Raw genomic sequence first — 23,959 nt, forward strand, 5'->3', positions numbered from 1 at the left:
GCTGTCCGCCGACCGGCCGATTGCGCGGTCGGCCAACCGGGCACGGGTCGAATGGCCCGCGAGCGTAAGGTGGAAGGCTGCGCACCACCATCGTTCGACAGGAGCTTCCATGACCAGCACCCTCCCGGCGGCCTCCAGCGGCGCGTCGTCGCAGGCCCGGCCGAGCACCCTCGCCGAGGGCGACTACAAGGTGGCGGATCTGTCGCTCGCCGAGTTCGGGCGCAAGGAGATCCGGCTCGCCGAGCACGAGATGCCCGGCCTGATGGCGATCCGGCGTGAGTTCGCCGAGGCCCAGCCGCTGGCCGGCGCCCGCATCACCGGTTCGCTCCACATGACCGTTCAGACCGCCGTCCTGATCGAGACCCTTGTCGCGCTCGGCGCGCAGGTCCGCTGGGCGTCCTGCAACATCTTCTCCACCCAGGACCACGCCGCCGCGGCGATGGTGGTCGGCCCCGAGGGCACACCGGAGGCCCCGGCCGGCGTGCCGGTCTACGCCTGGAAGGGCGAGACGCTGCCGGAGTACTGGTGGTGCACCGAGCAGGTGCTCAACTGGCCGGACGGGCAGGGCCCGAACATGATCCTCGACGACGGTGGCGACGCCACCCTGCTCGTCCACAAGGGCGCCGAGTTCGAGAAGACCGGCGTCGTGCCGCCGGTCGAGTCCGCCGACTCCGAGGAGTATGCGGTCATCCTCGAACTGCTGCACCGCTCGCTGGCCGAGGACGGCCAGCGCTGGACCCGGATCGCCGCCGACATCAAGGGCGTCACCGAGGAGACCACCACCGGCGTGCACCGGCTCTACGAGATGCACCGCGCCGGCACGCTGCTCTTCCCGGCCATCAACGTCAACGACTCGGTGACCAAGAGCAAGTTCGACAACAAGTACGGCTGCCGCCACTCGCTCATCGACGGCATCAACCGCGCCACCGACGTGCTGATCGGCGGCAAGATGGCTGTCGTCATGGGCTACGGCGACGTGGGCAAGGGCTGCGCCGAGTCGCTGCGCGGCCAGGGCGCCCGGGTCGTGGTGACCGAGGTCGACCCGATCTGCGCGCTGCAGGCGGCGATGGACGGCTACCAGGTCGCCACGCTCGACGACGTGGTGGAGCAGGCCGACATCTTCATCACCGCGACCGGCTGCTTCGACGTCATCACCAACGAGCACATGGCCCGGATGAAGCACCAGGCCATCGTGGGCAACATCGGCCACTTCGACAACGAGATCGACATGGCCGGCCTGGCCAAGCGCAGCGACGTGACGCGGGAGAACATCAAGCCGCAGGTCGACGTGTGGCGCTTCGACGACGGCCACGCGATCATCGTGCTCTCCGAGGGCCGCCTGCTGAACCTGGGCAACGCCACCGGCCACCCGAGCTTCGTGATGTCGAACTCGTTCGCCAACCAGACGATCGCCCAGATCGAGCTGTTCACCAAGACCGAGGAATACCCGATCGGCGTCTACGTGCTGCCCAAGCACCTGGACGAGAAGGTCGCCCGGCTGCACCTGGACGCGCTCGGCGCGAAGCTGACCACGCTCACCAAGGAGCAGGCCGCCTACCTGGGCGTCTCCCCGGAGGGCCCGTTCAAGTCGGACCACTACCGCTACTGAGTTCCACGCTCGGAGAAGGGACCGGGGCCGGCCGCCGCGCGGCCGTCCCGGTCCCTTTTCGCGTACGGGGGAAGGCCGTCGGATGTCGAACCGGGTGACGTTACCCGGATCAGCTTGACGTTTGCTGTGAACAGGAGCAAGGTATGCCTGCCCTAACTTAGCGACGACGGAGTGCTGATGTTCGCCACGTACCTGATCGGCCTGCGCGAGGGTCTGGAAGCGACGCTCGTGGTCAGCATCCTCGTCGCCTTCCTGGTCAAGTCGCAGCGCCGGGACCGGCTGCCGCAGGTGTGGGCCGGCGTCGGCCTGGCCGTGGCGCTCTCCGTCGGCTTCGGCTCGCTGATCCAGTACACCTCCACCTCGCTGCTGCGCACCTCCGAGTCGCGCGAGCTGTTCGAGGCGGTCACCTCGGTCGCCGCAGTGGTCTTCGTGACCTGGATGATCTTCTGGATGCGCCGGGCCGCCCGCACCATCGCCGGTGAGCTGCGCGGCAAGCTCACCGACGCGCTCGCTGTCGGCTCCCTGGCCGTCGCCGGGATGGCGTTCCTCGCCGTGATCCGCGAGGGCCTGGAGACGGCGTTGATCTTCTACGCCGCCGCCGAGAGCGCGGCCGGTGGCACCGGGCCCGGCTCGCTGCTCGCCCTGGCCGGGGGCATCGCCACCGCCGTCGTGATCGGATTCCTGCTCTACCGCAGCGCCGTGCGGATCAACCTGAGCCGGTTCTTCACCTGGACCGGCGCGCTGCTCATCCTGGTCGCCGCCGGCATCCTCAAGTACGGCGTGCACGACTTCCAGGAGGCGGGCGTGCTGCCCGGCCTGAACGACCTCGCCTTCGACATCTCCACCACGCTCGACCCGGGTTCCTGGTACGGCGCGCTGCTCGCCGGCATGTTCAACGTCACCGCCGCGCCGACAGTGCTGGAGCTGGTCGCCTGGGTCGCGTACGCGGTGCCGGTGCTCGTCCTCTTCCTGCGCAAGCCGGCCCAGCCCGCCCGGCCCGTGCAGCCCGCCCAGCCGGCCCAGCCGGACACGGCGGTCCCCGCCGCCGCGCCGGCCGACGTAGCCGCCGTTCCGTCCCCCCGCTCCTGACCCGCCCGCTTCCGAGGAGACCCCGCACGATGCGTACCACTCGACTCGTCGCGCCCGCCGCCGCCGGGCTGCTCGCCGTCGCCGGACTGGCCGGCTGCGGGGGCGGTGACGACGCCGACGCCACGAACGGCGGTCCGATCGCCGTCAAGGCCACCGACACCGTCTGTGAGGTCGGCGACACCGAGATCGACGCCGGCCAGGTGACCTTCAAGGTGACGAACACCGGCTCCAAGGTCAACGAGTTCTACGTCTACGCGGCCGGCGACCGGGTGATGGGCGAGGTGGAGAACATCGCCCCGGGGCTCAGCCGCGAGCTGCGGGTCGAGCTGGCCGCCGGCACGTACGAGACGGCCTGCAAGCCGGGGATGAGCGGCCGGGGCATCCGGGGCGCACTGAAGGTCTCCGGCACCGCCGCGACAGTCGCCCCGGACGCCGCGCTGACCCAGGCCACCGAGAGCTACCAGCGGTACGTGCGCAGCCAGACCGCCGCCCTGCTGACGAAGACAGAGGAGTTCGTGGCGGCGGTCAAGGCGAACGACGTGACCAAGGCCAAGGCGCTGTACCCGGTGGCCCGCACCTACTGGGAGCGGATCGAGCCGGTCGCGGAGAGCTTCGGCGACCTCGACCCGAAGATCGACGGCCGCGAGGAGGTGGTCGAGGAGGGCATGGAGTTCACCGGCTTCCACCGGATCGAGAAGGACCTCTGGACCACAGGGGACGTGAGCAAGGACGGCGCCGTCGCCGACCGGCTCCTGGTCGACGTGAAGGCGATCGTCGCCAAGGCGGACGCCGAGAAGCTCACCCCGCTCCAGCTCGCCAACGGCGCCAAGGCGCTGCTTGACGAGGTCGCCAGCGGCAAGATCACCGGCGAGGAGGAGCGCTACTCGCACACCGACCTCTGGGACTTCAACGCCAACCTGGAGGGCTCGAAGGCGGCCGTCGCCGCGCTGCGCCCGGCGCTGGAACAGCGCGCGCCCGACCTGGTCAAGCAGCTCGACAGCGAGTTCGCGAACGTGGAGGCCACGCTCGGGCGGCACCGGGCCGGGGACGGCTGGAAGCTGCACACCCAGCTCGGCAAGGTCGAGCTGAAGGAGCTGTCGGACGCGGTGAACGCGCTGGCCGAGCCGGTCAGCAAGGTCGCGGCGGCCGTCGCGCGATGACCGGCCCGGACGGCGGTGACGCGACGAGCGAGCCGAACAGCCGGCGGACCGGCCGCCGCCTGTCCCGACGCCGCGCGATGACCCTGGCCGGCGTCGGCGTGGCCGGAGTCGCCGGGGTGGCGGGCGGCGCGGGTGCCCTGCTCGCCGGCGGGAACGAGGCCTCCGCCACCGGATCGGCGGCCGGTTCCGTGCCGTTCCTCGGCGAGCACCAGGCCGGCGTCACCACCCCCGCCCAGGACCGGCTGCACTTCGTCGCGTTCGACGTGGTCACCAAGGACCGGGACCGGCTGGTCGCGATGCTCCAGGAGTGGACCGCCGCCGCGGCCCGGATGACCGCCGGCAAGGACGCCGGGGTGATCGGCGCGGTCGGCGGCATGCCGGAGGCCCCGCCGGACGACACCGGCGAGGCGCTCGGACTGCCCCCGTCGCAGCTCACCCTCACCGTGGGATTCGGGCCGTCGCTGTTCCGCGACGCGCAGGGCCGGGACCGCTTCGGCATCGCCGCCCGGCGTCCGGCCGCCCTCGCCGACCTGCCGCACTTCGCCGGTGACGCGCTGCGGCCGGAGCTGTCCGGCGGGGACCTCTGCGTCCAGGCCTGCGCCAACGACCCTCAGGTGGCGGTGCACGCCATCCGCAACCTGGCCCGGATCGGCATGGGCGTGGTGAGCGTCCGCTGGTCGCAGCTCGGCTTCGGGCGTACCTCCTCGACGTCGCGGGACCAGGCCACACCCCGCAACCTGTTCGGCTTCAAGGACGGCACCGCCAACCTCAAGGCCGAGGACGCCGGCCTGCTCCGCGACCAGCTCTGGGTGCAACCCGGCGACGGCCCGGACTGGATGACCGGCGGCTCCTACCTGGTCACCCGGAAGATCCGGATGCTGATCGAGACGTGGGACCGCAGCCCGCTGGCCGAGCAGGAGACGATCGTCGGCCGGACCAAGGGCAGCGGCGCCCCACTGGGCCGCCGCGACGAGTTCGACGAGCCGGACTTCGCCGCGAAGGGCGACGACGGCGAGCCGCTCATCGCCGACACCGCGCACGTACGACTGGCCCACCCGGACGCGAACAACGGCGCCCGCCTGCTGCGCCGCGGCTACAACTTCGTGGACGGCTCCGACGGGCTGGGCCGGCTCGACGCCGGCCTGTTCTTCATCGCCTACCAGCGGGATCCGCGCCGGCAGTTCGTGCCGATCCAGACCCGGCTGGCCCGCAACGACGCGATGAACGAGTACCTGCGGCACGTCTCCAGCGGCCTGTTCGCCTGCCCGCCCGGCGTACGCGACGCCGCCGACTGGTGGGGGCGGGCGCTGTTCGCCTGAGCCCGGCTCAGCGGCGTACCGGATCGGGGCCCGCGTCCGGGACGGCGGACCGCAACCGGCCGGTGGCCGGCGCGGCGGGACGCAGGGCGGCCGGCGCGACGGCGTGCAGCACCGTGGCCGGGGCCGGGACCAGCTCCGGCCAGAGCGTGGCGGTGACCGTCCGGGCGCGGCCCAGCCGGAGCGCGGCCCGGCGCCCCCGCTCGGCCAGCACGGCGGACAGGTAGACCCAGTCCGGCGCGGACCACGGCGGAGGCGGCGAGGTGACCGCCGCGACCTCCGCCCACAGCGCCCGGCCCAGCCGGGAGCGGTCCGGCTCGGCGAGCTGAGGCAGCCGATCCAGGTACTGCCGGGCGGCCAGCGCCAGCCCGTCGTCGAACCGGGTCAGATCGAGAGTGGTCGCCCAGGCCAGCAGCGGCGGCGGAGCCGGCGGCAGCGGCCGCCACAGCGCGGCGCCTCGGCTGTGCACCACGAGCGTGCCGGCGACCAGGTCGCCCAGCCGCCGGCCGCGCGGGTCGGTGAGCATCACCGTGACGCTCGCGACCCAGCTCAGCAGCGGCAGCACCAGACCGGGCCACTCCACCGCGACACCGACCAGCGCCCGGGTCAGCGACTGGCCCACCCCCACCGGACCGCCGTCGGCCCGGACCACGCGCAGCCCCACGGCCAGCTTGCCCACCGTCCGGCCACCGGCGAAGCGTTCCATCACCACCGGATAGCCGAGCAGGACCAGCACCAGCAGCACGGTCTGGAGCGCGCCGGCCAGCGCGGTGTCGAGGAGATCCCCCAGCAGGGCGAGCGCCACCATCGCCAGCACCGCGCCGAGCAGCAGAAACAGCGCGAGCTGGATCACGGCGTCGATCAGCAGGGCGAGCACCCGGGAGCCCAGCCGGGCCACCCGGACGTCCAGCTCCACCGCCTCGCCGCTGACCAGACCGGCGTCGGCCCAACGGGGCGGTGGGGGAGGTTGCGCGCGCACCCCGACAGTGAACACCATGGACGCCGAACGGGGGAGGCTGAGTGGATCTCGACGCGTACGTGGCCGAGCACGGCGCCGAATGGCGGCGGCTGGAACACCTGACCGGCCGGCGCCGCCTCGACGCGGCCGAGGTCGACGAACTGGTGGCGCTCTACCAGCGCAGCGCCACGCACCTCTCCGCGCTGCGCGCCCGGGCGCCCGAGCCGGTGCTGGTGAACCGGCTGTCCCACCTGGTCCTCGCAGCCCGGGCCCGGGTCACCGGCCGGCCCCGGCTGTCCTGGGCGGCGGTGGGCCGGTTCCTGGCCGCCGACCTGCCCGCCGCCCTCTACCGGGCCTGGCCCTGGTGGTGCGGCGTGGCCACCGCGTTCAGCGCCCTGAGCGCCTTCCTCATCTGGTTCGTCGCCGGCAACCCGGACACCGCCGCCGCGTTCGTCGGCCCCGAGGCGGCGCGGCAGCTCGTGGACTCCGGTTTCGCCGGCTACTACACCGAGTTCGCCGCGCCCACGTTCGCGTTCCACCTGTGGACGCACAACGCCTGGCTGGCCGCCCAGTGTCTGGCCGCCGGCGTGCTCGTGGTTCCGGTGCTCTGGCTGCTGTGGCAGAACGCGCTCAACATCGGCGTGGTCGGCGGCGTGATGATCTCCTACGGCCGGGCGGACGTCTTCTTCGGCATGATCACCCCGCACGGGCTGCTGGAGCTGACCGGCATCTTCGTCGCCGCCGGGGTCGGACTGCGGACCGCCTGGGCGTGGATCGCCCCGCCCGCGCACCTCGGGCGCGGCCGGGCGGTCGCCGAGGCGGGACGGCTCGCCGTCGTGGTCGCGGCCGGCCTGGTCGGCGTCTTCGCGGTCTCCGCGCTGATCGAGGCGTTCGTGACCCCGGCGCCGGTGCCGGTCGCGCTGCGGGTGGCCGCCGGCGCCGCCGTGTGGCTGGCGTTCCTGGCGTACGCGCTGGTGCTCGGAAGGCGCGCGGTCAGAGCTGGCCGAGGGACTTGAGCCGCAGATACGTGTCGGCGACGGCCGGAGCCAGCCGGTGCCCCGGTACGTCCACCACAGTTACGCCGTAGCGCGACAGGGCGGCGCGCACCCGGTCCCGTTCGGCCAGCGCCCGCAACGCCGACGCGGCCGCGTACGGGTCGTCCGGGCCGGCCGGGGTGGCAGTGGCGAGCCGGTTCAGCACCGGATCACCTGCGGCGGCCAGCACCACCCGGTGCCGGGTCGCCAGCCGGGGCAGCACCGGCAGCAGCCCGTCTCCGATCGCGCCCGCCTCCAGCGCGGTGAACAGCACCACCAGGCTGCGCTGCCGCTCCCGGCGCAGCACCTCGGCGGCGATCAGCTCGAAGTCGGTCTCGGCCAGCGCGGGCTGCAACGGCGCCACCGCGTCGACCAGCCGGGCGAGCAGCGCCGGACGGCCGCTGCCGGTCACCCGGGCCCGGATCTCGGTGTCCGCCGCCAGCAGGTCCACCCGGTCACCGGCCCGGGCGGCGAGCGCGGTGAGCAGCAGCGCCGCGTCGATGGCGGTGTCGAGCCGGGGCTCGTCGCCGAGGCGTACCGCCGACGTGCGGCCGGTGTCCAGGACGCAGACCAGGCGCCGGTCCCGCTCCGGGCGCCACGTGCGCACCAGCACGTCGGCCCGGCGGGCGCTGCCCCGCCAGTCGATCGAGCGGACGTCGTCGCCCACCGCGTACTCGCGGAGTGTGTCGAACTCGGTGCCGTGACCGCGCCCGCGGGTCACCTGCACACCGTCGATGACCCGCAGCCGGGCCAGCTTCTCCGGCAGGTGCCGGCGGGAGTCGAAACGGGGCAGCACCCGCAGCGTCCACCGTGGCGTGGCGGGCGTTCCGGCGCGTTGCCGGGCGCCCAGGCGCATCGGCCCGAGCGACCGTACGGTCAGCGCCACCGCCGGCCGGTCGCCGCGCCGGGTCGGGGTGAGCCGGACCGGCAGCGTCGCGGTGCCACCGGGCGGCACGGTGAGCAGGCGATCCGGCGGCACGTCGGGGCGCGCCCCGGCCGACGGCACCCAGGCGTCGCGTATCTGGGCGTACAGCGTGCGGTCGGTCGGGTTGGCCAGGTGCAGGGTGACGGTGGCGGTGGCGCCGAGGCGGACCGTGCGCTCCCCGGACCGGGTCACTGTGAGCGCGTCCGGCGGGACCGCCATCGCCCGGTCGAGCAGCACCAGCAGCAGCACCGCCGCGGTCAGCACGGCGACGCCGAGGAACGGCGCCGGCCAGGCCGGCAGGGTCAGCGCGCCCACGCCGAGCAGCAGGCCCGCCCGCCAGGTCATCGCGGCGTCGGCACGGTGGCCAGCACCGAGTCCAGCACGGCGTCGACGGTCACGCCCTCCAGCTCCGCCTCCGGACGCGGACGCAGCCGGTGCCGCAGCGTGGGCCGGGCGACCGCCTTGACGTCGTCGGGGGTGACGTGGTCGCGGCCGGCCAGCCAGGACCACGCCTTGGCGGTGTTCAGCAGCGCGGTGGCGCCCCGGGGCGACGCGCCCAGCTCCAGCGCCGGGGCGGACCGGGTGCCCCGGCACAGGTCCACGATGTAACCGAGCACCGGCTCGGCCACGTGCACCCCGCGGACCTCGGCCCGGGCGGCGGCCAGGTCCGCCACGCCGGCCACCGGGCGTACGCCCGCCGCGCGCAGGTCGCGCGGGTCGAAACCGGCGTGGTGCGCGCGCAGCACGCCCAGTTCCTCCTCCCGCTCCGGCAGCGGCACGGTCAGCTTGAGCAGGAAGCGGTCGAGCTGCGCCTCGGGCAGCGGGTAGGTGCCCTCGTACTCGACCGGGTTCTGGGTGGCCGCGACGATGAACGGGTCGGGCAGCGGACGACGCTCGCCCTCGACGGAGACCTGCCGCTCCTCCATCACCTCCAGCAGCGCCGACTGCGTCTTGGGCGGCGTGCGGTTGATCTCGTCGGCGAGCAGCAGGTTGGTGAAGACCGGCCCCTCCCGGAACGTGAACGCGGCGGTCCGCTGGTCGAAGATCAGCGAGCCGGTGACGTCGCCGGGCATCAGGTCGGGGGTGAACTGCACCCGCTTGGCGTCCAGGTCGAGCGCGGCGGCCAGGGTCCGGACCAGCAGCGTCTTGGCCACCCCCGGTACGCCCTCCAGCAGCACGTGCCCCCGGCAGAGCAACGCGATCACCAGGCCGGTGACCACGGCGTCCTGCCCGACGACGGCCTTCGCCACCTCGGCGCGCAGCCGGTGCAGGGCGGCGCGGGCGCCGGACGGGGCGGTGGTCGTGACGGGTCCGGTCACCGGAGGTCTCCTTCGCTGGGATGCGGGGCCAGGGTACGGGTCAGGGCGTCCAGTTCGCGGGCCAGCTCCAGCAGCTCGCGGTCCTTCTCCGGGGCGGGGCCGTAGAGCAGGTCGGCCACCCGCTCCGGGTCGGCGCCGGCGCGCTCGGCGACCCGGGCGGCCACCTCGTCGCCGGGCGTGTCCGGGGGCAGGTTGAGGCGGGTCGTCAGCCGTTCCAGCGCGCCGGCGCGCAGCGTCCCGGCGACCGTGCCCCGGGCGCCCGCCCGGCGGTAGAGCCGCGCCCGGCCGCGTACCGTCTCGGCGGATCGGACGGTCACCGGCAGCGGCTCCGAGACCGGCGGCCCGAGCCGGCGGGCCCGCCACAGCACCACCAGCAGCCCGGCCAGGGCGAGCTGCACCAGGAGGGCCCAGAACCACTGCGGGAAGGCGCCCCAGAGCGGGTTCTCCCGGGGCGGGTCGGCGCGGTCGGGCGGGTCGGGCCGTTCCGACCGGCCGCTGCCGGCCGGGGCGGGCTCCTCGGTGGCCGGATCCGGGGACCAGCTCGGGCGCGTCGGGGCCGGAACCGGCTCGGGCAGGTCGAGCCAGACCAGCGGGCGGCCGCCGCCGAGCAGGCCGGTGGCGAGCGCCTCGTTGCCCCACTCGCCGATCCGGTCGTTGCGGAACGGGTCGCTGGCGCCGGCCAGCACCACCTCGACCCGGCCGGGGGCGCGCAGCAGCGCGCCGCCGTAGCAGTGGTCCACCTCGGCCGGGCCGGCGTAACGCTGGAGGTCGACGGCGGCCGTACCGGCCCGGACCGCCTCGGGCAGCGGGCACGGCGTGCCGTCCGCGTCCGGCGGTACCGCCCGGGCGGCCCAGCGCCCGCCGGCCGGCTCGATCGCGGTGTCCAGTTCGGCGAGCACCCGCCTGGAGGGCTCGACGAGCACCAGCCGGCTGCCGGGCGGCAGGGTGGTCAGCCCGTCGAGCAGGTCCGGGTGCACCAGCCCGGGCGCGGGCACGAACAGCGTGCTCGGCTCGGCTCCGGCGGTACGCAGCGCCGCCGCCAGGTCCGTCTCCCGGCGCACCGGCACGCCCTGCGTACGCAGCGCCTCGGCGAGCCGGCTGCCACCGTCGTCGTCGGTGGCGACCGGGGACAGGAAACCGGGCTCGTCCGCGTCGGGCCGGTCGACCGCGCGCAGCACGAGCGTGGTCACGATCAGCAGAACTGCGAGCCCGAGCGGGACGAGCAACCGGTACGTACGGCGGCGCGGCGCCGCCGTGGCCGCCGCCGTCGTCGCGGTCTCCGGTACGACTGTGGCGGTCACCGTGGCTCCTCCCCGGTCAGCTCGCGACTCAGGTCGGTGACGAGTTCACGCATCCGCCGGTCGTGCGCGGCGGTCGCGGGGCGCTGGGCGTACCAGAGGTCCGAGAAGATCGCCCCGGCCGCGTTCAGCGTCGGCCGCACCTGCGGCCGGGTGCGGGCCGCCGCCTCGGTCAGCTCGACGACTGTGAGCCCGGGGCGGGGCTCCACCACCTGCCGGAGGACCAGCAGCCGGACCATCTCGCGCAGCCGCTCCCGGACCGCCTCGGCGTACCGGCCCTCGGCCGCCAGCCGGTCGGCCGACCCGAGCCCGCCGGCCGGCGCGGGTTCCGGGGTCCGGGGCGCGGGCAGCCGTACCGGCGGCGGGTCGGTGCGGCTCCGGCGACGCCGCCGGAAGCGGGGCAGGCGGAACCGGGGCAGCCGTGGGCGCCGTAGCCGGGGGAGACTGAGCCGGGGCAGCCGCCGGGGCACCCAGGCCGGGAAGAAATACCAGCCCAACGCCACCAGCAGCGCGACCGCCAGCAGGATCAGCGCGGCCAGCGGCAGCGGCACCACGTCACCGAGGGCCGCTACCGTCTCGGTCCACCACCGGCTCACCGGTGCGCCGCCAGCAGGACCGGTTCCGGTACGCCGGCCGGCGCGCGGGAGAGCCGGATGTCCAGCCCTTCGGTGCGGATCCGGGTCTCCAGGTGCAGCACCGCGTCGAGGCAGGCGAGCGCCGGGTACGCCAGCGCGTTCACCGCGGTGAAGGCGGCGATCGTCACCGGCAGCGCCCAGGCCGAGACGTCGAACAGGCCCAGCATGTCGAGGCCCTGGTAGAGGCCCAGCCCGATGCCGAGCCGGATCAGCCACCAGCCCAGGTAGCCCAGCAGCCGGATCGCGGCGGCCCGCGCGCTGACCCGGCCGGCCAGGCGGGCCGCCCGCCAGGGCGCCAGGTGCGCGGGCACCCCGTCCAGCACCAGCACCGGCACCACCAGGCCGAGCAGCGCGTACGCCAGGAACCAGCCCGGCCCGGTCAGTCCGGCGGCGGTGACGGTCAGCCCGACCAGGACGGCGGCCGGTAGCGTCACGCCGACGCGGGCGCCGCGCAGCAGCTCCGACGGTGCGGGACGGCGCCCCAGCAGCGCCGCGCCGGCGCCGCGCGCGGCCGGGGCGCCGAGCAGCGCGACGATCGCGGCTTCGGTGCCCGCGCCGGCCGCCAGCAGCAGCCAGTATCCGGCGAGGGAGCCGTCGAACTCCGCCGGCCACCAGTACGGCGGTTCGGCCCCGGCGAGCATCCGCAGCGGGTGGAGCACCGCCTGTTCGGCGAGCGCCAGCAGGAGGGCGAGCGGGACGAGCACCCGGGCCTGGTCGCGCAGCAGCAGCACGGCCGCGTCGAGCAGCTCCCCGACGGTCAGCGGACGGCGCGGCAGCACCGCGGTCGGGCCGGCGTCGGGCACGCGTACTCCTGGGCGGGGCGAGCGGAGGTGGCGGGCGGGGCGACGCCCGGGGGATCATGGTTGCACGGCGGGTCCGCATCCGGTGGACCCGTCCGCCCCGGCGCGCCACGCTGGGCGGCCACGCCGGCTTGCTGTGGTGCGCGGGGCCGCTCGGCGCTACGGTCTCGTGGAGACGCCGAACACTCCAGACGAACGGGGATGGAACGATAAACCCCATGAGAGCCCGGGTACTCGTGGTCGACGACGACCCCGCCCTCGCCGAGATGCTCGGCATCGTGCTGCGCAGCGAGGGCTTCGTGCCGTCCTTCGTCGCGGACGGCGAACGGGCGCTGGCCGCGTTCCGCGACAACCGACCCGACATCGTCCTGCTCGACCTGATGCTGCCGGGCATGAGCGGCATCGACGTGGCCCGCGCCATCCGGGGCGAGTCCGGCGTGCCGATCGTGATGCTGACCGCCAAGAGCGACACCGTGGACGTGGTGCTCGGGCTGGAGTCCGGCGCCGACGACTACGTGGTCAAGCCGTTCAAGCCCAAGGAGCTGGTGGCCCGGATGCGGGCCCGGCTGCGCCGGGGCGAGGACGTGGCGCCGGAGATGCTGACCATCGGCCCGACCGGCAACCAGATCACCATCGACGTGCCGGCCCACACGGTCAGCCGCGACGGCGAGGAGGTGAAGCTGACGCCGCTGGAGTTCGACCTGCTGGTCGCGCTCGCCCGCAAGCCGCGTCAGGTCTTCACCCGCGAGGTGCTGCTGGAGCAGGTCTGGGGCTACCGCCACGCGGCGGACACCCGCCTGGTCAACGTGCACGTGCAGCGGCTGCGCGCCAAGATCGAACCGGATCCGGAGCGACCCGAAATCATCCTGACCGTGCGGGGCGTGGGCTACAAGGCGGGCACCGGATAGCCTGGTCAGCACTGTGCTGACCTCGCTGCCCGAGTCGCCGCCCGCCGCGCCCCGCCGGCTCCACGCCGTGCGGGCTCTCTGGCTCGCCCTGAGCGGCCGGGTCGCCCGCCTGGTGGCAGCGGTGCACCAGGCGTGGCGGCGGTCGCTGCAGGTCCGTGTGGTCACCATCACGCTGGTGGCGTCGAGTCTGCTGGTGGGCGGTTTCGCCTATCTGATCGCCGACAAGATCACGAGCATCCTGCTGGAGAACGCCGAGACCGACGTGCGGCTGCGGCTGAGCAACGGCAGCGAGTACGCGGCCAAGCAGTTCAACCTCTACAGCCAGCCGCAGGAGGCGCAGCTCCAGAACACCATCGACGGCACCGTCAACTACCTGGCCGGGGGAGACCCCACCCAGACCAGCGGCGTGGTGGTGGCGATCACCGCCGACAACTTCGCCGAGTTCATCGAGCCGCGTACCACGCCCGAGGTGCCGGTGGGCACGGTGATCGGCGACGAGCTGCGGGCCACGGTCGCCTCCGGCAAGGTCGCACACCAGATCCGTACCGGCTCGCTCGGCGGCGAGCGGACGAAATACCTCGTCTACGGCTCCCCGGTGCCCACCAAGTTCGGGCAGGTCGAGCTCTACTACCTCGTACCCCTGGCCCGGCAGGACGCGACGGCGGCCGACGCCCGGGCCACGGTGGTCGCGACCGGCGTCGCGCTGGTGCTGCTGCTCGGCCTGCTGGCCGCGCTGGTCACCCGCCTGGTGGTGACGCCGGTACGGGTGGCCGCGCGCACCGCGCAGCGGCTCTCCGCCGGCCTGCTCGACCAGCGCATGGTGGTCTCCGGCGAGGACGACCTGGCCCTGCTGGCCGCCTCGTTCAACCAGATGGCGACGAACCTGCAACGGCAGATCCTCCGGCTGGAGGAGATGTCCCGGCTGCAACGCCGGTTCACCTCCGACGTCTCGCACGAACTGCGGACACCGCTGACCACGGTACGGATGGCCGCCGACCTGATCTTCGCCGAGCGCGACGAGTTCGATCCCGCGGTGGCCCGCAGCGCCGAACTGCTCCAGGCCGAGCTGGACCGGTTCGAGGAACTGCTCACCGACCTGCTGGAGATCAGCCGGTTCGACGCCGGTTTCGCGGTGCTGGACAGCGAGCCGACCGACCTGGTGCCGGTGGTGCACCGGGTGACCGAGCGGCTGGCCGGGCTGGCCGAGCGGGTCGGGGTCACCATCGAGCTGGACCTGCCGGACACTCCGGTGATCGCCGAGGTCGACCCGCGCCGCGTCGAGCGGGTGCTGCGCAACCTGGTCGGCAACGCGGTCGAGCACGGCGAGGCCAAGCCGGTACGGATCACCCTGGGCCAGGACCAGAGCGCGGTGGCGATCACCGTGCGGGACCACGGCGTGGGCCTCAAACCGGGGGAGGAGAAGCTGGTGTTCAACCGCTTCTGGCGGGCCGACCCGTCGCGCGCCCGGCAGACCGGCGGCACCGGGCTGGGCCTGTCGATCAGCCTGGAGGACGCCCGCCTGCACGGCGGCTGGCTGGAGGCGTGGGGCGCGCCGGGGCAGGGCGCGCAGTTCCGGCTCACCCTGCCCGCCCGGGCCGGGGACCGGCTCACCACCTCCCCGCTGCGGCTGGTGCCGGCCGACGCCACGGTGCCGTTCGGCGGCCCCCGCGACGGCGGGCCGCCCGCCATCGGGCCCGGCGGTGGCGTCGCTGCGCTGACCGCCGGACCGGCCGGCGGCGACCACGCGGAGGCACGCCCGTGAACCGCCGCGTCCTGGCCCTGTTGCTGACCGGCGCGCTGCTGCCGGCCGCGCTCGCCGGATGCGGCATTCCGGATCAGACAGACGTGCAGGTGGACGGCTCGGTGCCGGCCGCCGAGTCCGGTGCGCTCAACGGCAGCCCGGCCCGGCCGCCCGAACCGGCCGACAGCAGCGAGCCGGTGCCGTTCATCGAGAACTACCTGCGGGCCGCCGCCGCAGGGGAACGCGACCAGGCGTACGCCCGGGCCCGGAAGTTCCTCGCCGCGGAGGCCCGCGACCTGCTACCGGGCAAGCCGCAGACCAGCGAGGTCGAGCTGACAGTGGTCCGGCTGCGGGAGAAGCCGGAGAGCACGCCGCCCAACAACCAGGGCACCAGCACCGTGACGCTCAAGGTGCAGCAGGTGGGCGTGCTGCGTGCCGACGGCACGCTCGGCCCGCCGGTGGCGAGCGAGACGCAGTACGTCTTCGAGCTGCGCCGGGCCGAACCGGCCGGCACCGGCCTGCTGATCACCGAGCTGCCGAACGTGCTGCTGGCCAGCGACTCGGCGATGCGTGAGTACTACCGTCCCCGCACCGTCTACTTCTGGAACACCGACCTGACCCGGCTGGTGCCGGACCAGCGTTACCTGCCCTCGTCGGCACCGACCGAGCGCCGGATCACCGAGGTGATGAAGTGGCTGGCCGACCGCCCGTCGGACTGGCTGGCCCCCGGCGTGACCGGGCTGCCCGACGGCACCCAGCTGATCAACAACGCGACCGGCGCGGACGGCCACTGGGAGATCAACCTCAACATGCCGGGCGCCAACGAGCAGCGGCTGACCCGGCTCGGCACCCAGCTGGCGTGGTCCCTGTCGGACCTGGACGGCCAGGTCGACCTGAAGATCCAGAACCAGAAGCGGCTCACCGTCGACCTGCGGCGCGAGCGCGTCTCCACCGCGGCCTATCCACGCGGCGGCGATCCCATGCGGTTCGCCGTCTACGACGGCGCCGTCCGTCCCCTGGCGTTCGGCAACGAGTCGCGGGCCGCCGTGCCGCTGCCGCCCGCGGAGAACCGCAACGTGGTCTCCGCGTCGCTCGCCCGCGCCGACGACCAGGTGCTCGCCGCGCTCGTGGTGACCGGGCCGGACAACCGCAGGCGGCTCAAGGTGGGCACCGGCCCGGATCCGGTCACGACACTGAACCCCGGCGACCGCACGTTCCGGACGATGAGCCGCCCCACCTGGCTGCGGTCGCTGAACAAGGCCCGCCCGGCCGGCCTGGTGGCGGCGGACGGCCGGCTCTACCGGTTCGACGGCGCGGGCCGGACGAGCGAGATCCCGCTGTCCGTTCCCGGGCCGGTGACGGCTGTCGCCGGTTCCCTCGACGGGCACCGGATCGCGCTGGCCTCCGGCGGCGCGGTCTTCGTCGCCGCGGTGAGCGTCGACGGTGGCGTGGTCAGCCTCGGGCAGCCCCGCCGGGTGACCACGCTGCTCACCGGGGTGACGGTGGTGGACTGGGTGGCGGAGAACGAGCTGGCGCTGGCCGGCAACGAGGCGGACCGGCGCTCGGCGATCCACCAGCTCAGCGTCGACGGCGCCTGGGAGACCCCGCTGGCGGTGGAGATCGGTGCCCCGGTGACCCAGCTCGCCGGGTATCCGGGCGGCGGCGACCGCGGCCTGGCCACGTTCTCGTTCATGTTCGAGACGGACGGCGCGGCCTGGCGGAACAACCCGTTCGACTACGTCAAGCGGGAGCAGGTGCTCGACGTGCCGTCGGGCAGCCGGGCGACCAACCCGACCGCACCGTTCTTCCTCTACTGAGCCGCCCGTGCGTGATCTGGGCGGGCTCTGGTCGGACCTGACCGACCTGGTGCTGCCCGCCGGGTGTGCGGGCTGCGGCGCGGGATCGGTACGGCTGCGGCACGGCTTCTGCCCCGGCTGCGTGCGGGAACTGGAGTCGCTGCGTCCCGCACCCGCCCGGCCCGATCCGGCTCCGCCCGGCCTGCCGCCCTGCGTCGCGCTCGGCCCGTACGGGGGCGCGTTGCGCGAGGGGCTGCTGGCGTACAAGGAAAAGGGCCGGCACGGGCTGGCCCGGCCGTTGGGCGCGCTGCTCGCCGAGGTGGTCGCCGCGGCGGCGGGGCCACCCGGCCCGGTGACGCTGGTCGCGGTGCCTGATACCGCCCGCGCCGCCCGGGCCCGCTACGGCGACCACCTGGACCGGCTGGTCCGGCCGGCGGCGGCCCGGTTACGCGCGGCCGGCTGGCCGGTACGCGTGCTGCGCCCGCTACGGGCGCTGCCCCGGACCGACTCGGTGGAGTTGGACAGCGCCGGGCGGGCCGCGGCGGCCGAGACCGCGTTCCGGTTGCGCCGCCCGCTCACCGGGCGCCGGCCGGGGGAGAGCGTCGTGCTGCTCGACGACATCGTCACCACCGGCGCCACGTTGGCGGCGGTGAGCCGGATGTTGCACGGCGCGGGAATGACGCCAAAGGCCGCGGCGGTGCTCGCCGCAACGCAAAAGCGGCACCGCCGGTGACGCTTCGTGTATCCGTTTCACCCCATGGTGTATGAGCTGTTAAATTTCGCGACCGCCTTCGGCAACCAGGGGTGACGGTTGGCCGTACAGGAGTTAGCGTTTCGGTGTCGGGGGTAGTGAGGATCCAACCTTCCCCGGCACTGGAAGGAGGCGTAGCCGAACAACACCGGTCGACGCCGAGCGGGGCCCTCCCGGGTGCGTCGACCGGATGATCCGGACCGAACGACCGTCCGAACAAGGGAGGTCACGTGGACATCGTGGTCAAGGGCCGTAACGTCGAAGTGCCGGACCATTACCGGGTGCACGTAGCCGAGAAGCTCGCGAAGATCGAACGCTACGACCAGAAGCTCATTCGCGTGGACGTCGAGTTGTTCCACGAGCGCAATCCACGCCAGGCGGACACCTGCCAGCGGGTGGAGATCACGTGCGTGACGCGCGGCCCGGTGATCCGGGCCGAGGCCTGCACGAACGACTTCTACAGCGCGCTCGACGCCGCAATCGCCAAGCTGGACACGCGATTCCGCCGCGCGGCGGACCGTCGCCGGGTGCACCGCGGGCGGCACGCGCCGATCTCCGTGGCCGCCGCGACAGCCGGCCTGCCGGTGGCCGATCTCGACGGCCCAGGGTTGGCGGCGCTCGACGGCCACGGCACCGCCACAGCGGTCGCCGAACGCCCCGACGAGAGCGGCTACACCGAACCCGACGACCAGCCGTGGCACATCGCGCGGGCGAAGGTCCACCCCGCCGAACCGATGACCGTCGACGACGCGCTGTTCCAGATGGAACTGGTCGGCCACGACTTCTACCTGTTCCAGGACAAGGAGTCCGGCCGCCCGAGCGTGGTCTACCGGCGGCACGCGTACGACTACGGGATCATCCAGCTCGACACGTGACCCCTTGACCGGCGAGGACGGGCCCCGCGCAGGGGTCCGTCCTCAGTTCTCGTCGGTGGCGAGCCGGCCGTAGACCACCGAGTCGACACGGGCGCCGTCCGGGCCGGGCAGCCGGCCGCGCAACAGCCCCTCCCGCCGGAAGCCGGCCCGCTCCAGTACCCGCTGCGAGCCGAAGTTGTCCGGCCGGGTGCCGGCCCACAGCCGGGCCACCCCGATGCCGAACGCCCACCCGGCGACCAGCCGGACCGTGCGGGCCGCCAGCCCGCGCCCGCGCGCCTCGGGCAGCAGGCTGTAGCCGAGCATGGCCTGCCCGGTGGCCGGCTCGTCGTAGAACAACGCGCAGCCGCCGACGACAGTGCCGGTGGCCGCGTCGAGGATCGCCAGGTCGGCGGCCTCGCCGGCCAGCCAGCGGCTCGCCGCCAGCCGGCAGCGGCGCGCGAGCGCCGCCCGCTCCGGCGGCACCGGTGGCACCCGGTTCGCCACCACCTCCGGCAGCGAGTGCAGCCGGAACAGCGCGTCCGTGTCCGCCGGCTCCACCGGGCGCAGCGTCACCACGCCGTCGGTGAGCCGGCCGTCCGGCAGGTCCGGCAGCAGGCGGGCGACCGGGCCCGGCGGGTCGTCGGCCAGCCGCACCCAGGCGATCAGATCCTGACGTACGCCGTCGCCGTCCGCGCCCGCCGCCCGGCGTACGCCCTCGTGCCGGTAGCCGCAGGCGAGCGCGATGCGCTGGCTCGCCACGTTGTCGACGCGGGTGAGCAGCTCAAGACGGGCCGCCCCGGCGGCGAACGCCCGCTCGGTCAGCAGCCGGGTGGCGGTGCTCGCCACGCCCCGGCCGCGCGCCGCCGGGCCGACCCAGTAACCGATCTCGTACGTGGCCCGCTCCGCGCTGAGCCGGGTCAGCCCGATGCTGCCGAGCAGCCGGTCGGTCGCCGGGTCGGCGATCGTGTACGCGGCGCCGCCCGCCGCCCACGCCGCGGGCGCGCCCTCGGTGATCCACCAGCGGGCGGCTTCGGAGTCGTACGGGTCGGGCAGCAGGGGCATGAACCGGCGGATCTCCGGATCGGAGCACCCGGCCACCATCTCGGGCACGTCCGCGAGGTGGCACGGCCGCAGCCGTACGCCGTACCCCTCGATCGTGTCCGGGGTCATGCCTGGTCGCCCGGCAGCAGCGCGCCGATCCAGACGTCCTGCCGCTCGCCGCGGTGCTGGACGCCGCCGCGCAGCGTGCCCTCGACGGTGAAGCCGGCCTTCTCGGCGGCCCGCCGCGAGGCGGTGTTGCCCACGTTCGCCCGCCACTCGATCCGGGCCAGGCCGAGCGTGGTGAAGCCCCAGGCGCAGACCGCGGCGAGAGCGGCCGGCAGGTAACCCCGGCCGCGGGCGTACGGCGCGGTCATGTACCCCACGTCGGCCACCAGCGGGTCGTTCGGCAGCAGACGCAGGTCGATCGAGGCGACGTAGCTGTCGTCCGGGTCGGCGACGGCGAACGTCGCGGCCGTTCCCCGCGCCCAGGCCGGGCGCACCAGGTCGCGCAGGAAGCTCTCGGCGTGCTCCGGCCGGTACGGGTGCGGCACCGTGGTCCAGCGGACGGTCTGCTCGTCCTGGCAGGTGCGGGTCACCTCGGCCAGGTCGCGTTCCTCCAGCGCACGCAGCCGTAGCTCGGTGCCCCCGGCGGTGGCGAACAGGACCGGCTGCGGCCGGCCGAAGACCGCCGCCCGGCGGGCCTGGAGCGTGTCCGGGCCGTAGGGGGCCGGGTCACCGGGCGCGGCCAGTTCGGCCGGGAACAGGGAGCCGATCCAGCCCTCCGGACGGCCGCCGGGGCTGGGGTGGGCCAGCCGCAGCTCACCCTCGATCCGGAAGCCGGCCCGCAGCGCGACCAGCCGGGAGGCGTGGTTGCCGATCTCGGCCTGCCAGGTGAGGCGGCGCAGCTTGAGCGCGTCGAACGCCCAGCGGGCGAGCGCGCGGGTGGCGCGTACCGCGACGCCCCGGCCCCGGGCCCACGGCGCGGTCCAGTAGCCCACCTCGGCCGAGTCCAGCGCGCGGTCGACGGAGACCAGGCCGGTCGAGGCGAGCAGCTCGCCGGTGCCGGCGTCGCAGACCGCGAACTGCGCCGCGGTGCCCTCGGCCCAGGCGGTGGCGCTGATCGTGGTGACGAACTCGGTCGCGTGCTCCGGCAGGTACGGGCGAGGTACGGTGGTCCAGCGCTGGATGTCCGGATCCTGGCAGGCGCGGTACACCGCGTCGGCGTCCTCCGCGCCCCACGGGCGCAGCAGTAGGCCGTCCTCGATGATCTCCACAGGCTCCATTCGAGCCATCGTGCCGGATCGTTCGCGCACGGCGTAACCCGATTAGCGGCCGGTGGCGCGAGGTCGCGGTGTTATGTCGGGTTCCGGAGCCCGGACCGCCGCCACCAGTGACCATCGTCGCCTCCGAGCGCCTACGATGGTTCGAGACCGTCTAGGGGAGCGTTGATCCGTGTCGATTCTGGAAAAGTTCCTTCGCGCCGGCGAGGGCCGCATGGTGCGTCGGCTGAAGGCCATCGCTGCCGCCGTCAACTCGATCGAGGACGACTACGTCAACCTCAGCGACGACGAGCTGCGCGGCATGACCGACCAGTTCAAGGAGCGGCTCGAGGATGGCGAGACCCTCGACGACCTGCTGCCCGAGGCCTTCGCCGTGTGCCGGGAAGCCGCCTCGCGGGTGCTCGGCCAGCGCCCCTACGACGTCCAGGTGATGGGTGGCGCGGCGCTGCACTTCGGCAACATCGCCGAGATGAAGACCGGTGAGGGCAAGACGCTCACCTCGGTCATGCCGGTCTACCTGAACGCGCTCGCCGGCAAGGGCGTGCACGTGATCACGGTGAACGACTACCTGGCCGAGCGCGACGCCGCCTGGATGGGCCGCGTCCACGAGTTCCTCGGCCTGCAGGTCGGCGTGGTGCTGCCCAACCGGCCCGCCACCGAGCACCGCGCGGCCTACGAGTGCGACATCACCTACGGCACCAACAACGAGTTCGGCTTCGACTACCTGCGCGACAACATGGCCTGGTCGAAGGACGAGCTGGTCCAGCGCGGCCACTTCTTCGCCGTGGTCGACGAGGTCGACTCGATCCTGATCGACGAGGCGCGTACCCCGCTGATCATCTCCGGTCCGGCCGAGCACTCCGCCCGGTGGTACCAGGAGTTCGCCACGGTGGTGGCCCGGCTCCAGCCCGGCACCGACGGCGAGGGCGACTACGAGGTCGACTACGCCAAGCGCACCATCGCGATCACCGAGCGCGGCGTCGCCAAGGTGGAGGACCGCCTGGGCATCGACAACCTCTACGAGTCGGTGAACACCCCGCTGGTCGGCTACCTGAACAACGCGATCAAGGCCAAGGAGCTCTACAAGCGCGACAAGGACTACATCGTCAACGACGGTGAGGTCCTGATCGTCGACGAGTTCACCGGCCGCATCCTGCACGGCCGCCGCTACAACGAGGGCATGCACCAGGCGATCGAGGCCAAGGAGGGGGTGGAGATCAAGCAGGAGAACCAGACCCTGGCCACCATCACCCTCCAGAACTACTTCCGCCTCTACGAGAAGCTCTCCGGCATGACCGGTACCGCCCAGACCGAGGCGGGCGAGTTCAACAAGGTCTACAAGGTCGGCGTCGTGACCATCCCGACGCACCGGCCGATGGTCCGGCTCGACCGGCCCGACGTCATCTACAAGACCGAGAAGGCCAAGTTCAACGCCGTCGTCGAGGACATCGCCGAGCGGCACGAGCAGGGCCAGCCGGTGCTGGTCGGCACCGTCTCGGTGGAGAACTCCGAGATCCTGTCGCACATGCTGCGCCGCCGCGGCATCCCGCACTCGGTGCTGAACGCGAAGTTCCACGCCAAGGAGGCGGAGATCGTCGCGCAGGCCGGGCGCAAGGGCGCGGTCACCGTCGCGACCAACATGGCGGGCCGCGGTACGGACATCCTGCTCGGCGGCAACCCCGAGTTCCTCGCCGCGAACGAGCTGCGCCAGCGCGGGCTCGACCCGGTCGAGCAGCCGGAGGAGTACGCCAAGGCGATGGAGGAGATCCTCCCGACCTGGAAGCAGGCGTGCGACGTCGAGGCGGAGGAGGTCGGCGCCGCCGGTGGGCTCTACGTGCTGGGCACCGAGCGGCACGAGTCCCGCCGGATCGACAACCAGCTGCGCGGTCGCGCCGGCCGACAGGGTGACCCGGGCGAGTCCCGCTTCTACCTGTCGCTGCAGGACGAGCTGATGAAGCGCTTCCGGGCCGGCGCGGTCGAGGCCGTGATGGACCGCTTCAACATCCCGGAGGACGTGCCCATCGAGTCGAAGATGGTCACCCGCCAGATCAGGAGCGCCCAGGCCCAGATCGAGGGCCAGAACGCCGAGATCCGCAAGAACGTCCTCAAGTACGACGAGGTGCTGAACAAGCAGCGCCAGGTGATCTACGCCGAGCGCCTCCGGGTGCTCAACGGCGAGGACCTGTCCGACCAGGTCCGCAACATGATCGACGACGTGGTGACCGCGTACGTGGTCGGTGCGACGAGCGACGGCTACGCCGAGGACTGGGACCTCGACCAGCTGTGGTCGAGCCTGAAGCAGCTCTACCCGGTGGGCATCACCGTCGAGGAGCTGGAGGAGGAGGTCGGCTCCCGCTCCGGCATCGACCAGGACTTCCTGCTCGCCCGCCTGAAGGAGGACGCGCACGCCGCGTACGACAGGCGTGAGGAGAACCTCGGCGAGGAGGCGGTACGCCAGCTCGAGCGGATGGTCCTGCTCCAGGTGATCGACCGCAAGTGGCGCGAGCACCTCTACGAGATGGACTACCTGCAGGAGGGCATCAGCCTGCGGGCGTACGCCCAGCGCGACCCGGTCATCGAGTACCAGCGCGAGGGCTTCGACATGTTCGCCTCCATGATGGACGGCATCAAGGAGGAGACGGTCGGCTTCCTCTACAACCTGGACGTGCAGGTCGAGGAGGCGGAGCCGGAGGCCGAGGAGGTGGAACTGCTGGAGAAGCCGGTGGAGATCCGGGCCAAGGGTCTCAACCGCACGCCGCAGCAGCAGGGCCTGCAATACTCCGCACCGTCGGTGGACGGCGAGGCCGGCCGGGGCGCCCCGGTGATCGAGCGGCCCGAGCAGCAGGCCCCGGCGCTCGGCATCGGCCAGCAGTCCTCGGAGCGCCCGGCCGCCTCCACGCCGCGCCGCACTCCGGGTGCGGCGGCCGGGGCGAGCGGCCAGGCGGTCGCCGCGAGCACCGCCCGGCGGGCCGCGCCGGGTCAGGTCGACGGCGGCGAGGGCCCGTCCCGTAACGCGCCCTGCCCGTGTGGCTCGGGCCGTAAGTACAAGCGCTGCCACGGCTCGCCCAACGGCGGCAACTGACCCCGAACGAGCGCCCCGACGGGCCCCGGCCTTCCGGCCGGGGCCCGTCCCCGTCCCCGCCCCGCCCCGCCCGTCCCCACCGCCCTACCTGCCCCCGCGATCTTGCAGTTTTGGCCCTCATCGTGCCCGATTCATGCCGTTATCGGTGGGCCGAAAGTGCAAGATCGGCGCCGGTGGAGGTGCGGGCGTGGGCCGGAGGTGCTCGTTCGGCTGGTTGGTGCAACGCGCCTCCCGTCAAGCAAGATTGACGTTCCGCCTGGTGGGAGCGGTGGAGATCTTGGTGGGAAAGGGCCCCTGTGGGGGCCGCTTGGTACCAAGATCTGCCGGGAGCCGGGAGCCGGGAGCCGGGAGCCGGGAGCCGGG

Annotated in this window: 19 protein-coding genes; 11 read left to right on the plus strand and 8 right to left on the minus strand. The window is 73.6% G+C overall.

Annotated elements, in window-relative coordinates:
* Nucleotides 1-109 precede the first annotated feature (109 nt).
* From ahcY to efeB, 4 genes are all read left to right on the plus strand, one after another.
* Nucleotides 110-1,609: an adenosylhomocysteinase gene (gene ahcY / locus GA0070562_RS09405; protein WP_091418695.1), complete on the plus strand. Its 1,500-nt coding sequence runs from the start codon at nt 110-112 to the stop codon at nt 1,607-1,609.
* A 177-nt stretch (nt 1,610-1,786) separates the two neighbouring features.
* Entirely contained in the window at nt 1,787-2,698 is a 912-nt protein-coding gene (gene efeU / locus GA0070562_RS09410; RefSeq protein WP_091420172.1) for an iron uptake transporter permease EfeU, read from the plus strand.
* Between the two features lie 29 nt (nt 2,699-2,727).
* Nucleotides 2,728-3,858, plus strand: a complete 1,131-nt coding sequence (gene efeO, locus GA0070562_RS09415; protein ID WP_091418697.1) for an iron uptake system protein EfeO — start codon at nt 2,728-2,730, stop codon at nt 3,856-3,858.
* Entirely contained in the window at nt 3,855-5,177 is a 1,323-nt protein-coding gene (gene efeB / locus GA0070562_RS09420; protein ID WP_091418699.1) for an iron uptake transporter deferrochelatase/peroxidase subunit, read from the plus strand. Before efeO ends, efeB begins: the two co-directional genes overlap by 4 nt.
* A gap of 7 nt (nt 5,178-5,184) precedes the next feature.
* Here the strand turns inward: efeB and GA0070562_RS09425 are convergent, their stop codons facing one another.
* Nucleotides 5,185-6,153: an RDD family protein gene (locus tag GA0070562_RS09425; RefSeq protein WP_225853381.1), complete on the minus strand. Its 969-nt coding sequence runs from the start codon at nt 6,151-6,153 to the stop codon at nt 5,185-5,187.
* Nucleotides 6,154-6,194: 41 nt separating this feature from the next.
* Here GA0070562_RS09425 and GA0070562_RS09430 point away from each other — a divergent pair, with 41 nt between their 5' ends.
* Nucleotides 6,195-7,148, plus strand: a complete 954-nt coding sequence (locus tag GA0070562_RS09430; protein WP_091418705.1) for a stage II sporulation protein M — start codon at nt 6,195-6,197, stop codon at nt 7,146-7,148.
* Here GA0070562_RS09430 and GA0070562_RS09435 read toward each other — a convergent pair.
* From GA0070562_RS09435 to GA0070562_RS09455, 5 genes are read right to left on the minus strand one after another with little or no spacing between them, the layout of a single operon-like run.
* The gene (locus GA0070562_RS09435) at nt 7,126-8,436 is read right to left on the minus strand and encodes a DUF58 domain-containing protein (RefSeq protein ID WP_091418708.1); all 1,311 of its coding nucleotides are present in this window, start codon (nt 8,434-8,436) and stop codon (nt 7,126-7,128) included. The two genes, GA0070562_RS09430 and GA0070562_RS09435, sit on opposite strands and share 23 nt — an antisense overlap.
* On the minus strand, nt 8,433-9,410 hold the full coding sequence (locus GA0070562_RS09440) for an AAA family ATPase (protein WP_091418710.1): 978 nt from the start codon (nt 9,408-9,410) through the stop codon (nt 8,433-8,435). The genes GA0070562_RS09435 and GA0070562_RS09440 overlap by 4 nt, the downstream gene beginning before the upstream one ends.
* On the minus strand, nt 9,407-10,711 hold the full coding sequence (locus GA0070562_RS09445; protein WP_091418712.1) for a DUF4350 domain-containing protein: 1,305 nt from the start codon (nt 10,709-10,711) through the stop codon (nt 9,407-9,409). The genes GA0070562_RS09440 and GA0070562_RS09445 overlap by 4 nt, the downstream gene beginning before the upstream one ends.
* Nucleotides 10,708-11,304, minus strand: coding sequence for a DUF4129 domain-containing protein (locus tag GA0070562_RS09450; RefSeq protein ID WP_091418715.1), 597 nt, complete (start codon nt 11,302-11,304; stop codon nt 10,708-10,710). Before GA0070562_RS09450 ends, GA0070562_RS09445 begins: the two co-directional genes overlap by 4 nt.
* Complete coding sequence (locus GA0070562_RS09455; protein WP_091418716.1) at nt 11,301-12,146, minus strand: hypothetical protein; 846 nt, start codon at nt 12,144-12,146, stop codon at nt 11,301-11,303. The genes GA0070562_RS09450 and GA0070562_RS09455 overlap by 4 nt, the downstream gene beginning before the upstream one ends.
* Before the next feature lie 215 nt (nt 12,147-12,361).
* Here GA0070562_RS09455 and mtrA point away from each other — a divergent pair, with 215 nt between their 5' ends.
* The 5 genes from mtrA to hpf all read left to right on the plus strand — a co-directional run bounded on the left by mtrA (nt 12,362) and on the right by hpf (nt 18,214).
* Nucleotides 12,362-13,051 (plus strand): MtrAB system response regulator MtrA, encoded by a 690-nt coding sequence (mtrA, locus tag GA0070562_RS09460; RefSeq protein ID WP_091418719.1) that lies wholly within the window; start codon nt 12,362-12,364, stop codon nt 13,049-13,051.
* Between the two features lie 13 nt (nt 13,052-13,064).
* Nucleotides 13,065-14,813, plus strand: coding sequence for an MtrAB system histidine kinase MtrB (gene mtrB, locus GA0070562_RS09465; protein WP_225853380.1), 1,749 nt, complete (start codon nt 13,065-13,067; stop codon nt 14,811-14,813).
* Nucleotides 14,810-16,609 (plus strand): LpqB family beta-propeller domain-containing protein, encoded by a 1,800-nt coding sequence (locus GA0070562_RS09470; protein WP_091418721.1) that lies wholly within the window; start codon nt 14,810-14,812, stop codon nt 16,607-16,609. The genes mtrB and GA0070562_RS09470 overlap by 4 nt, the downstream gene beginning before the upstream one ends.
* A gap of 7 nt (nt 16,610-16,616) precedes the next feature.
* On the plus strand, nt 16,617-17,321 hold the full coding sequence (locus GA0070562_RS09475) for a ComF family protein (protein WP_091418723.1): 705 nt from the start codon (nt 16,617-16,619) through the stop codon (nt 17,319-17,321).
* A gap of 248 nt (nt 17,322-17,569) precedes the next feature.
* The gene (gene hpf / locus GA0070562_RS09480) at nt 17,570-18,214 is read left to right on the plus strand and encodes a ribosome hibernation-promoting factor, HPF/YfiA family (protein ID WP_091418726.1); all 645 of its coding nucleotides are present in this window, start codon (nt 17,570-17,572) and stop codon (nt 18,212-18,214) included.
* 42 nt (nt 18,215-18,256) lie between these two features.
* Here hpf and GA0070562_RS09485 read toward each other — a convergent pair whose 3' ends face one another.
* Together GA0070562_RS09485 and GA0070562_RS09490 are read right to left on the minus strand one after the other, a co-directional pair.
* Nucleotides 18,257-19,363 carry a GNAT family N-acetyltransferase gene (locus tag GA0070562_RS09485; RefSeq protein WP_091418728.1) on the minus strand — a complete coding sequence of 369 codons (1,107 nt, stop codon included), beginning with the start codon at nt 19,361-19,363 and terminating at the stop codon, nt 18,257-18,259.
* Nucleotides 19,360-20,517 carry a GNAT family N-acetyltransferase gene (locus tag GA0070562_RS09490; protein ID WP_091418731.1) on the minus strand — a complete coding sequence of 386 codons (1,158 nt, stop codon included), beginning with the start codon at nt 20,515-20,517 and terminating at the stop codon, nt 19,360-19,362. The genes GA0070562_RS09485 and GA0070562_RS09490 overlap by 4 nt, the downstream gene beginning before the upstream one ends.
* A 169-nt stretch (nt 20,518-20,686) precedes the next feature.
* On the opposite strand from GA0070562_RS09490, the gene secA reads away from it, so the two are divergent.
* Nucleotides 20,687-23,596, plus strand: a complete 2,910-nt coding sequence (secA, locus tag GA0070562_RS09495; protein ID WP_091418733.1) for a preprotein translocase subunit SecA — start codon at nt 20,687-20,689, stop codon at nt 23,594-23,596.
* The last annotated feature ends 363 nt before the right edge of the window (nt 23,597-23,959 follow it).

It is taken from the genome of Micromonospora tulbaghiae (assembly GCF_900091605.1).
GTDB lineage: Bacteria > Actinomycetota > Actinomycetes > Mycobacteriales > Micromonosporaceae > Micromonospora > Micromonospora tulbaghiae.